The organism is Bradyrhizobium sp. (assembly GCF_052389815.1).
In the GTDB taxonomy this organism is placed as follows: domain Bacteria; phylum Pseudomonadota; class Alphaproteobacteria; order Rhizobiales; family Xanthobacteraceae; genus Bradyrhizobium.
Genome location: NZ_JBQTHN010000202.1, coordinates 1 through 11098, shown reverse-complemented (window position 1 = coordinate 11098; position 11098 = coordinate 1). Strand labels below are relative to the sequence as shown.

13 protein-coding genes are annotated in these 11098 nt (G+C 63.4%); 5 read left to right on the top strand and 8 right to left on the bottom strand.

All coding sequences use genetic code 11. The annotated features are described in order from the left end of the window. Positions 1–170 precede the first annotated feature (170 nt). The 4 genes from ACT4OC_RS28055 to ACT4OC_RS28040 form a co-directional block, all read right to left on the bottom strand. Complete coding sequence (locus ACT4OC_RS28055) at positions 171–1340, bottom strand: winged helix-turn-helix domain-containing protein (protein WP_444842308.1); 1170 nt, start codon at positions 1338–1340, stop codon at positions 171–173. A 119-nt stretch (positions 1341–1459) separates the two neighbouring features. After that, the gene (locus ACT4OC_RS28050; RefSeq protein ID WP_444842307.1) at positions 1460–1738 is read right to left on the bottom strand and encodes a hypothetical protein; all 279 of its coding nucleotides are present in this window, start codon (positions 1736–1738) and stop codon (positions 1460–1462) included. Between the two features lie 182 nt (positions 1739–1920). Then, positions 1921–2154, bottom strand: coding sequence for a hypothetical protein (locus ACT4OC_RS28045; protein ID WP_444842309.1), 234 nt, complete (start codon positions 2152–2154; stop codon positions 1921–1923). 372 nt (positions 2155–2526) lie between these two features. Next, positions 2527–3930 carry a caspase family protein gene (locus ACT4OC_RS28040; protein ID WP_444842306.1) on the bottom strand — a complete coding sequence of 468 codons (1404 nt, stop codon included), beginning with the start codon at positions 3928–3930 and terminating at the stop codon, positions 2527–2529. 407 nt (positions 3931–4337) lie between these two features. On the opposite strand from ACT4OC_RS28040, the gene ACT4OC_RS28035 reads away from it, so the two are divergent. Next, positions 4338–4985: an OmpA family protein gene (locus tag ACT4OC_RS28035; protein WP_444842305.1), complete on the top strand. Its 648-nt coding sequence runs from the start codon at positions 4338–4340 to the stop codon at positions 4983–4985. Positions 4986–5050: 65 nt separating this feature from the next. Continuing rightward, positions 5051–5377 (top strand): hypothetical protein, encoded by a 327-nt coding sequence (locus ACT4OC_RS28030; RefSeq protein ID WP_444842304.1) that lies wholly within the window; start codon positions 5051–5053, stop codon positions 5375–5377. A gap of 71 nt (positions 5378–5448) precedes the next feature. Here the strand turns inward: ACT4OC_RS28030 and ACT4OC_RS28025 are convergent, their stop codons facing one another. Then, on the bottom strand, positions 5449–6708 hold the full coding sequence (locus tag ACT4OC_RS28025) for a phospholipid carrier-dependent glycosyltransferase (RefSeq protein ID WP_444842303.1): 1260 nt from the start codon (positions 6706–6708) through the stop codon (positions 5449–5451). A 232-nt stretch (positions 6709–6940) separates the two neighbouring features. On the opposite strand from ACT4OC_RS28025, the gene ACT4OC_RS28020 reads away from it, so the two are divergent. Both ACT4OC_RS28020 and ACT4OC_RS28015 read left to right on the top strand, forming a co-directional pair. Next, positions 6941–7660: a FecR family protein gene (locus tag ACT4OC_RS28020; RefSeq protein WP_444842302.1), complete on the top strand. Its 720-nt coding sequence runs from the start codon at positions 6941–6943 to the stop codon at positions 7658–7660. A 2-nt stretch (positions 7661–7662) separates the two neighbouring features. Beyond that, positions 7663–8820 (top strand): hypothetical protein, encoded by a 1158-nt coding sequence (locus tag ACT4OC_RS28015; protein ID WP_444842301.1) that lies wholly within the window; start codon positions 7663–7665, stop codon positions 8818–8820. A gap of 55 nt (positions 8821–8875) precedes the next feature. Here the strand turns inward: ACT4OC_RS28015 and ACT4OC_RS28010 are convergent, their stop codons facing one another. From ACT4OC_RS28010 to ACT4OC_RS28000, 3 genes are all read right to left on the bottom strand, one after another. Next, positions 8876–9526, bottom strand: a complete 651-nt coding sequence (locus ACT4OC_RS28010) for a glutathione S-transferase family protein (protein ID WP_444842300.1) — start codon at positions 9524–9526, stop codon at positions 8876–8878. 108 nt (positions 9527–9634) lie between these two features. Beyond that, on the bottom strand, positions 9635–10063 hold the full coding sequence (locus tag ACT4OC_RS28005) for a VOC family protein (protein WP_444842299.1): 429 nt from the start codon (positions 10061–10063) through the stop codon (positions 9635–9637). A 120-nt stretch (positions 10064–10183) separates the two neighbouring features. Beyond that, positions 10184–10711, bottom strand: coding sequence for a cupin domain-containing protein (locus ACT4OC_RS28000; RefSeq protein ID WP_444842298.1), 528 nt, complete (start codon positions 10709–10711; stop codon positions 10184–10186). Positions 10712–10844: 133 nt separating this feature from the next. Between ACT4OC_RS28000 and ACT4OC_RS27995 the strand changes: the two genes are divergently transcribed. Further along, a complete protein-coding gene (locus ACT4OC_RS27995; protein WP_444842297.1) occupies positions 10845–11060 on the top strand; it encodes a CsbD family protein in 216 nt (71 codons plus the stop codon). Positions 11061–11098: the final 38 nt, after the last annotated feature.

The following is an 11098-nucleotide window of genomic DNA, read 5'->3' as shown; positions in this document are numbered from 1 at the left end:
TTCAGCGCCGCGCTCGCCGCCTCGGTCGCGGTCTTCGCCACGTCGCGAACGGTGTCGGCGAACTTCTCCATCAGTGATTTGTCTTTTGCCATGATGCCTCCGGTCATGCTTTTTCCGGACTAACCGGGGCGGAGGCGACAGGTTCCCGACGGGAAACCGATGCGTCGTGCTCAATCCGCCAGTTGAAACTTCTCGAAGCGGTCGAGTTCTTCCTCGATGCGGCGCTTCAGCGCCGTGCGCGCCTCGCCCCTGGCTTTCTTGCCTTGGCCGATCCAGTTCCACTTCTGCATGAGGAGCTTTTTGTTCTGGCGGTCGGTCTTCAGATCGAGCGCGGCGACGATTTCATCGTCCACCAGAACGGGAAGCGCAAAATAGCCGAAAACGCGTTTGGCCTTGGGCACATAGGCTTCGAACTTGTGACCGTAGCCGAAGACGAGCTCGGTGCGCTTGCGCTGGATGATGAGGGGATCGAAGGGGGAGAGAATATGAACGAGCGGGCAAGCGCCCTCATCTGCCGCTTCAAGCGCCTCCGGCCGAACCCAGTGCTCCTGCTTGCCGGCGCCCTCGATCGCGACCGGCACGAGTTCCTTCCCGCGCACCCTTGCCTCGATCACGCGCCGCACCGCGGGCTTGCTCGGCGCATTGAGATGGCAGATCGAATCCAGACTCACCACGCCCTGGGCGCGCAGGGCCCGGTCGAGCAGATAGGTCACGACTTCCCTGGCGCTCGCCGGCTTCGGCAGCTCCTCCCAACCGAAATGCCGGTTCATCAGCTCGTAGGTCTTGAGCATGCCGTTGCGCTCGCTGATGGTGAGCGCGCCGGTATAGAAGGCGAGCTGCAGCGCCCGCTTGGAGGGTTTTCGGCTCTGCCAGAGATGCTCCTTGTCGACGAGGACGTCGTCCTCGATGTCGCGAATAGTGAGTGGCCCGGCCTTGATCAGCCGCATCACCTTGCGCGTGTCGGCCGGCTTGCCCGAGGCGAACCATTTGTGGCCATCGCGCTTGTGCTCGCGCATCAGCGGCACGAAGAAACGGAAATCGCTGTAAGGCACATAGGACAGCGCGTGCGTCCAATACTCGAACACGCTCTTGTCGACGCTCTGCGCCTGCTTGAGGTCGGCGCGGCGGTAGGCGGGGATGCGGCTGTAGAGAATGTGATGGTGGCAGCGCTCGATCACGTTGATGGTGTCGATCTGCACATAGCCGAGGTGTTCCACCGCTGCCGCAGTCGCGGCCGATCCCTCGCCGAACGGCGTCGGCGTATCCAGCCGCTGCGCCCGCAGCCAGATGCGGCGGGCCTGGATCTTGGTCAAGGGAAGCGGATCGTTGCGGCGGGCCATGGGCCGGCGAACTTAGCCGGATTCGCCGGCCGGAACATCCTGACAGTCTCCCGCCATCGCAGCACAGTCGAGGCAACGAGGAAGCCGCACCGTCAGCCGGTGGCGCGGCTCCAGCCGGCCTATTTCCCGCCAGCCATCTTCTGAGCCTTCGCATAGTGCGCGCAAGCGCCCCGCATGTTGCCCTTGCTCATGTCGGCATTGACCATGCCCATTTCCTTAGCCATCGCTAACTTTGCGGGTCCATCCGGCATCGCGCCGATGGCCGTGTTGGTTTTGGCTATGTTCTCGCTTGTGCAGGCCGTCGCCGACTTTTTCGCGGCGGGCGCCTTCTTCGCGGCGAAGGCGGGCGTAACAGCAAGCGCCACGAGCGCAGCGACAACTATCGCAGTTCTCTTCATCGGAAAACCTCGCTTGGCAATGCGCCGGGCCAATCGCCGGCACGAGATAAGCGCTTTCAGGCCCGCGGGTTCCCGATTCGGAAACCCGGCGCTGCGAAATTCCTGGTCAAAGGGTGGCCGCCTTATCCCGCAGGGCTAGCCGGTCCGGTTGCCCCGTTTGCGGCGCAGGCAGGGTCGCTTGCCTACCGCTTGCCGCGTCCGACGATGCTGCCGGTCGCGACGTCGGGGGCCTCGCAGGACGCCTTGCCGCGTTCCGGTACCGAGCACTTGTAGACGCTGCCGGTGAGACGATCGATCAGCCAGGCGCTCTCCTCGTTCGGCGTTTCAAAGCCCACGTAGCGCTGACCGAGCGCGGCGACCAACGTCGACAGCAGGATCGCGGCTGCGATCATCGCTGCGCCGATCAGGATCGGCATGGCGTGGCTGGAACCCGACTGATCCGTTGGACCTGCGCGATAACCCTGGTACTCGCTTTGCCTCTTCACCGGCTTAACTGACTGCAACACGGCCCCTGCTTCGCTCTTGCGCGCATTTTCTTCGCGAAGAAACCTCATTATCGTCCCTTCTGGTCGAATTCGTGTTCGCAGATCGGCGCTCGCGCGACATCTCAAGACCAGCATTGTGATTCCGAACTGTAAAGCGCGAAGTTGATGCAGCGCGCCTTCTCCGTCTTTGTACGGAGCGACTGTTGCTGCGATGGAACATGAACGACGTTGATGAACGCGATGGAAGCCGCAAAAGCAAAGGCGGCCCCGTGGGCCACCTTGCTGCGTCGTTTCGAAGCAAACTTAACGGAACATCGGCATCATCCGGAAGAGATTGGGCGGACCGCCGCCGCCACTGCGGCTATAGCCGCCACCACTCCCGCCGCCGCTGCGCCGGCGCGAGGAGGCGCGCGGCTCGTCGTCGGAGCTGTCATCGCTGGAGGCGACGCGGGTGGAGAGGATTTCGGACTGCAACGCCTTGTGCTGCAGGGCATTGAGAAAACCGGACTTGGGATAGCCGCGGGCGGCCTGCCAGCGGGTGATCACGGCGCGGGTGGCCTCGTCGAACTTGCCGGTCGCCTTGACGTCGAAGCCGAGGCCGGTGAGGCGGCGCTGGACGTCGCGGCGCTGCGCCTTGCTGAGCCCGAGCTGGTCCTCGGTCACCTCGGTGGCTTCGTCGGAGAACACGGCCTCGTCGACGGCGCCGGTGCTGAGATTGCGCGTTGCGTTGGACGGGCCGTCCTGAAGCGCCGCGATGCGGGCCAGTGCGATCGACTTGAACGTGCCGTTCGGATAGTTGGCGAGATAGGCGTTGAGTTCCTCGACCTTGTAGGAGTCCTTGATCGAGCGCCAGAACTCCAGCTCGACTTCGGAAGCTGCCGTCGTAGCCGGGGCGGACGCGCTCGGCGCATCGGCGGGCGTACCGGCGGCGGGCTTGCCGGGATTGAGATAGACCGAGCCGATCAGGTTGGTGTGGCCCCAGGGCAGCTGTCCCTTGGATGTCTCGTCGTTGACCTGGGCGCGCACCTTGGTCATGGCCTGCTGGATCTCGACGCCGGGCTGGGCGATGTTGGCGAGCAGCGCACGGGTGAAGGGGCTGTTGGTGCCGGCTTCGCCGTCGAGCGCGGTCTGGCCGGGGCCGGTGGCAAACGCGAGCAGCGTGCCCTCGCCCGACTTCATTTCGGCAAGGCCGCTTCCCACGGTGGCGCTGCGGGTCGCCTTGGCGGAACGGATTTTCGCCGCGAACGGGTTGTCGCGGCAGGCGTCGAGGAACACCAGCTTGACCTTGGCATCGCCCATGGTCTGCTCGAGCGTCAGGTCGATATTGATCGCCGCGCCCAGCTTGACGTCCATCTCGGACTTGAGGTCGGCATCGACCGGCAGCAGGTAGTTGGTGCCGTTCACCGCAATGCCGTGGCCGGCATAGTAGAACAGCGCCACATCGGCGCCTGTCGCCTTCCTGCCGAAGTCGAGCAGCTTTTCCGTCATCTTGTCGCGGGAAAGATTGGCGCCCTCGACGACCTCGAAGCCGACATTGCGCAAGAGCCTCGCCATCGACTTGGCATCGACGGCCGGATTGGGCAGGGCCGGCACGTTCTTGTAGGCGCCGTTGCCGACGACGAAGGCCACGCGCTTGTCGGCGAAAGCATCGGTGCTGGCGCCGATGAGAATTCCAGCGGCTGACACTGCGGCGATCAAGAAGCGCATGTTCGTTCTCCCCTGACCCGAAACGTCGCCTCGCAAACGAGGCCGGATCCATGGGGAACAACCTGAACACTTATTAACGTGGTAACCGTGATCTAGATCACACAAGGCTTAACCGTTCTCGAACCGGTTCGCCGAACGGAACGACGCGACGCAAGAATCGGGCCCGCCCACCGAATAGCGGCCGAAACGCAGCAAGAGGGCGCGGCACAGGCCGAGCGCCCGGTATAATAGGGGCTCGGCGTCCTTAGAGCTGCGCCGGGCCGGACACGCGAAGCCGGATGGCGCAGGGATCACCGCGGTGTACCAGTGACTTAGGTCACATTCTGCGGTTTGAACCTACCCTAAGGTCGCATCATCCAAGACGCATGCAGGCAACATTTGCAGGCGTAACCCAGAGGAAGACGACCATGACCAGCATTTCCAGACTTTCCGGAATTACGGCCATTGCGCTCGGCGCCGCGCTGTCGATGACGGCGGGCCTGGCGCTGGCCGGTGAAAAAGTGATCTCCGCCGATCAGATCTCCAAGGCGCTGCAGCCGAAGTCGCTGACCCGCGGCCTGTCGGCGGGAACGCCCCAGGTCGACACCGCGGCGCAGGCCAAAGAAGCGAAATTCATCGACTCGCTGCGCAACCGCTCCACGCGGTCCCTGTCGCTCGGCGAGCGCGAGGAAGTCGCCCAGCTCGCGGCGACCAAGCCGAAGATCGATCTCGAAATCCGTTTCGACTACAACTCGGCCGAGATCGCCAAGACCTCGGTGCAGGCGGTGCAGGAACTCGGCAAGGCGCTGAGCGATCCGAGCCTGAAGGGCTCGACCTTCGTGGTCGCCGGCCACACCGATGCGATCGGCGGCGACGACTATAACCAGGGCCTGTCCGAGCGCCGCGCCGACACCATCAAGCGCTATCTGACCGAGAAGTTCGGCATCAATGGCAGCGACCTCGTGACCGTCGGCTACGGCGAGACCAAGCTGAAGGATGCGAACGCGCCGCTGGATCCGGCCAACCGCCGTGTCCAGGTGGTCAACATGGATGTCAGCAAGACCGCCGCGAAATAACGCACGCCGGATCCGCCCGCCCTCAACCGGCGGGCGGCATCCTCGAGGCAACGGGAACGACGGCCATGAAAACGCGTTCGCTCGGTATCGCCTTTGCGGCCCTTCTCGCCTTTGCGCCCGTCCGCGGGCACGCCGAGGAGGCAGCCAACGCTCCCGCCAATGCCGCCACTCCGACGAGCGATCGCCCGGCGAACGCGCCGCGCCCTTCCATCGCGCCGAAGACCGTTGAGGGCACGCCTGCGCCGGCAACCGAACCCGCGGTGCGCAAGCGCCGTTACGCGAAGAAGCACTTTCGCCGTTATGCCTATTGGGAGCCCTTCCCGATCTACTGGCCGAGCTATTACCGCCACCACCTCACCTGGCGGCGCGTGGCCTGGTTCGGCTGGTTCTGATCGCCTATTCCGTCGAGCATGATCGGACAAGCGGCGCCTGCCTTGCGCCAACTCGGCCCCTCCGGTCCGGATCAGATCCAGCTCTGGAAGATCATCAGGCGCTGGTAAGTCTGCATCGACGTCACCATCGACGAAACCGAGATCGGCAATAGCGCGAGGAAGCCCACCGCCGCGGCTGCGACGAACGCCCACATAACCCAGCGCGGCGGTGCGCGCTCGCCCTGCGTCAGCGCATAGACCAGTGCCAATGAGGCGACGGTCGCCGACGGCAGGTAGTAATAGATGAAGCCGATCGTGCGCGGCAATGCCGCCCAGGCGAGCCATGGCCCGATGTAGAAGGCGAGAATCAGAAACGCCTGCGTTCGCCGCGCGACGATGAAATCCCGCGCACAGATGGCGAGCGCCGCCAGCGCCGGCCACAGGATCAGAGGGTTGCCCAGGAAGACGACGGCCTGAAAACGATCGTCGGCGATCTTGTCGAACTGATACCAGATCGGCCGCATCAGAAGCGGCCAGGATGGCCATGAGCTCATGTAGAGATGTGGAGGATGCAGGGCGGCGTTCTCCGCGAAGATGCGACGCTGCGCCTCGATGAAGCCCGGGATCGAGAATCCTGTTAGCGGCATGTAGGCCAGAAAGTAAACGACGAGCGGCACCACGATGAAGCAGAGTGCGAAGTGATAGTAGCGGAAGTCCGGCCAGCGGTCGGGCCGGTACCAGTCCTCCGCGGCCGGCTCGGCAAACTGCGTACGCCACCCCTGCAGCAGGCGGACGGCGGCAACGATCGCAATCGCAACGCCGAGCGGGAAGAAGCCGCTCCACTTGCTGGCACCCGCGAGACCGAAGAAAAGACCGGCCAGACCGAAAGCGACTGCGGGCTTCTGCCTGTTGTAGCCGTGAATGAAGGCGGCGATGCCGAACAAATCGAAGGTCAGCGCATAGATGTCGAGCATCGCGATGCGCGACTGCACGAAGACCATCTGGTTCAGGAATGTCAGGGCAGCGGCGGCGAGCGCGGCGCCTTGTGAGGCGAACAGTGCGAGGCCGCAGAGATATATCGCGACAATGGCGAGTGCGCCGAATACGACGCTGGGATAGCGCCAGCCGAGCGCGTTGTCGCCGAATATCCCGATGGAAACCGCCATGAATTCCTTGGCGAGCGGCGGATGCATCGGGTTGAGCAGCGGCGCGTGCCGGCCCTTCTCGAGCAATTGCTTGGCCGCCGGCACATAATGCACTTCATCGAAGGCGATTTTCCCGGGCGTGGTTAATCCGACCATCAGAAGCAGATGCGCGGCGACAAAAATTGCGCTCGCGATCGCCACGACCATTGCGATTGGACTATTCGGAACGCGGCGCGGCACGTCCTCGGCTTCAACGGCACTTTCAGGCGCAACTTTGTCCTCTGCGCGCTGGACAATTCGCGCCTTCTCTTTTCGAACCGATTTGCGTCTGGAGGTCACTAATCGACGGGCCGGAAAAGTGTGCGGGACTTGTGCTGATTATACAACATGCTCGGCCCGCACAATCAGCTAGAACATCGCGCAGATTGTACGGTGGGAAATGAATTGGCGTAACTACATTCTTGCGGCGCTGACAATCTGTGTCTCGTCGCAGACCGACGCAGCTTTCGCGCAGGCCCCTGCGCGCATTGGCGAGGCCGCCGTCGTCCAGAACGAGGTGATCCGCGTCTCCGGCTCCGGGGGCACCCAGATCAATGTCGGCGATGCCGTGTTGCGCAACGAGACCGTGCGCACCGGCGCTGCCAGCGCCACCCGCCTGGTGATGATCGATTCGACCAATCTGTCGCTCGGCGCCAACTCCTCGATCACGCTCGACCGCACCGTGTTCAACGACGAGCGCAGCTACAAGGACGTCACCATCCGCATGACCACCGGCGCGTTCCGCTTCGTTACCGGTCATTCCGACAAGAACGCCTACAAGATCACCACAGGTCTTGCCACCATCGGCATCCGTGGCACCATCCTCGACATCCTGGCCCAGCGCGGCCGCACCACGGTGGTGCTGCAGGACGGCGCCTCGCGCGTCTGCACGCTGAACTTCCAGTGCATCGAGCTGACCCAGCCCGGCGACACCGCGATCATCACCTCGTCGGCAAACGGCGGGGTGACGATCCGGAAGAGCAACAACCCGCCCTGGACTTTCGCCAGCAACTGCGGCGCCGCCGCGGGCCTGTGCACCACCACCGAGTTTGCCGACGCCTCGCCGACGTTCACGCCGGCCATGATCGAAGATCCCAACGGCATCCTGTGCGGAAGGTGACCATGGCAGGTTTCTCCCGCAGCTGGATCGTCTTCGCCACCATGCTGGTGGCGGCCGCGCTGCTTTTCCTGCGCGGTGAAACCGGCGCCGCCCATGCGCAGTCGCTGTCGACCTCGTGCTCGACGTCGACGTCAACATCGACCTCTACGTCCACCTCCACGTCCACGTCGACATCCACCTCGAATAATTCCACCTACTACAATTACAACGCCGCGCCGGAAGGCCCCGGCAATGCTCCCGCCGCTGCGGCGCCGCCCTGCCCCACGGGCGCCGATTCAAGCGCCGGCTCGATCAACGACGTCGCCAGGCAGCGCTTCAACCAGATGATCACCAATCGCGTGCTCGGCACGGTGCTGCTCGGCATCAACGAGCAGATCAACTGCAACGACTGCTTCAGCGCGTTCGGCTCGGTGGGCTCGTTCTCGGCCGGCATCCACGGCCGCAAGAACATCACCGATAATCTCGCGCTGCTCGCGGGCCTTGCCTACACGCATTACGGCGAGAATGGCTACAGCGTGACCGCCGCGCCGATCGGCGCGGTGGCGCTGCGCTACGACTTCACCGACTGGGGCAAGTCGCGGCCGTTCTTCGACATCGGCACCATCCTGACTCCTTACGAGAAAGTGCGCTACACCCGCAGCTACCAGACCAGCCTCGGCGCGGTGACGGTGGACGGCAACACCACCGCGGAGAATTACGCGGTCTATGGCCGGGCCGGGTGGATCGGCAGGATATCGCCGCGCGACGAGGTCGCCGCCGCGGTCGAGGTCTGGCAACTCTGGCAGCGGGTGAAGGGCTATACGGACCAGTCGATCGCCTTCAATCCGTTCGACGCAAGTTTCAACAGCGGCACCGACAAGACCACGCTCGCCAAGATCGGCGGACAATGGACGCACCTGATCTCCAACAGCCTCGAAGGCAACATCAACGGCGGCTACGTCCATGCCTTCGGCACACAGTCCGGCGTCATCGCCGCCGTCACCGGCCAGGGCATGGTGACGCCGACCATCGGCAATCAGGGCTGGTTCGAATATGGCGGCCGGCTCGGCTTGCGCATCAGCAAGGGCTGGGTGGCCGATGTGTTCGTCAACGGCACGCTCGGGCCGCAGCCGGTGGGCAACACGATCCACGGCGGCGTGGGGTTGAGGATCAATTACTAGGGTCAGGATTCATAAGAACTCGAGTGACGACTTCGAGCCCAGGAGCGGATCTCAATCAGCCGGTCGGCTCGCCAGTGTAAACCGCCAATTGCGAGGCGAAAGCTCGCTTGTACGCGGGCCGTGCTTCGCCGCGAGCGACATAGGCCGCCAGGTTCGGATAGTCGTCGAGAACGCCCGATGATTTTAGCCTGAGCAATACAGAAACCATCATCAGATCGCCCGCGCTGAACCCACCATCGAGCCAGTCAGCACTGCCAAGGCGGGCGGAAAGTTGCTTCAACCGGTCGCGGACGCGATCCTCGACCAGAGGCAGGCGCTCCCTGCTCCATGGCTTGTCGCCCTCCAGAATCCTGGCGGTTGCGAGTTCAAGGATCGCCGGCTCCACCGTGTTGAGGGCGGCAAACATCCATGTGATCGCGCGGGCCCGCGTATCGGCATCGTCCGGCAGCAGGCCCGCATGGCGCTCGGCGATATGGAAGACGATCGCCCCTGTCTCGAACAGGACGAGACCGCCTTCCTCGTAGGTCGGAATCTGGCCGAAAGGATGAAGCGCCAAATGCGCGGGCTCCTTCATCGCACGAAACGAAACAAGGCGAACCTCGTAGGGTTGACCCACTTCTTCAAGTGACCAGCGAACGCGCGTATCACGCGCCAATCCCTTGCCGCCATCGGGTGACCGTTCAAAGGCGGTAATGGTGATGGTCATCGTGAGGCCCGTTCGATTCGGGAATCCGGCAACAGGAAGGCGTAGAAGTTTGCAGCCTTTTCGCCTTTGCTCGCAACGAAATAGAGAAACTCCTCACATGTATTTCGATCAAGCGTTCTCGGTCGCGAACCGCGCTTTCGCAGCCTCGACGTCCATCCACATCACTTCCCAGATGTGGCCGTCGGGATCCTCGAAGCTGCGGCCGTACATGAAGCCGAAATCCTGCGTCGGCGTCGGATCCGGGTCGCCACCGGCGCCCTCTGCCTTGTTGACCATGTCATCGACCTCGTCGCGGCTGTCGGCGGAGACACAGAGCAGCACTTCGCAGCTGGTCTTGGCGTCGGCGATCTTCTTCGACGTGAACTGGCGGAATTTGTCGTGGGTCAGGAGCATGGCGTGGATGGTGTCGGAAAGCACCATGCATGCCGCGGTATGGTCGCTGAACTGCTCGTTCTTGACCGCGCCGATGGCCTCATAGAAAGCGATCGAGCGCGAAAGATCGGTGATGGGCAGGTTGACGAAGATCAGCTTGGCCATAACGGGCTCCTTTACCGGGGGTTCCGGCCCAAGGACGCACGGGCCGGCCACGATCCGACATGGCGTCGCCGATTTTTTATTGCGGGACCGCGGCCTCAGGCCGATCCCGCCGAGGTCAGCCTATTTGCTCTCCGCGGGATCGCGGTGCACGGGATCGACCCAGAGCACCGTCTCCGGCTTCTCGACCGGCTCGATGTCGAGATTGACCGCGACCGCCTGGCCGTCGCTGCGCACCAGCACGCATTCCAGCACCTCGTCGCGGCTGGCATTGATCTCCTGATGCGGCACATAGGGCGGCACGAAGATGAAATCGCCGGGCCCGGCTTCGGCGGTGAACTGCAACTGCTCGCCCCAGCGCATCCGCGCCTTGCCCTTCACGACATAGATAATGCTCTCGAGATGGCCGTGATGATGCGCGCCGGTCTTGGCATCAGGCCGGATCGACACGGTGCCGGCCCATAATTTCTGCGCGCCGACGCGGGCGAAATTGATCGCGGCCTTGCGGTCCATGCCCGCGGTCGACGGCACGTTGGGATCGAGCTGATTGCCGGGGATGACGCGGATGCCGTCATGTTTCCAGCGATCGGGATCGCCGTGGTCGTGATCGTGGGAATGATGGGGATGGGTGTGGTCGTGTGTGCCGCTCATCTCGTTGCTTTCCGAATGGTTTCTGTGGCGACGGTACATAAAACCGTGATCGCAAACCAGCCAAATCGAGGAACTTTTCAGGCCCGTTCCCAGTTGCCGCACCGAGGTTCGATCAAACCAACAGGAGTATTCGATGGGTGCGACCGCAGACAAGATCAAGGGCACGGCCAATGAAGCGATCGGCAAGGCCAAGCAGGGCATCGGCGAAGCCACCGGTTCCGACCGTTTGCAGGGCGAAGGCGTGATCCAGGAAGTGAAGGGCAAGGGCCAGAAGGCCATGGGCGATGCCAAGGATGCGGCCAAGGACGCCGTGAACAAGGCGGCCGCCGCGGCGAACAAGAATCTCTGATCGAAGCGACGCGATTGGCGATAACGGAAAGGCCGGTC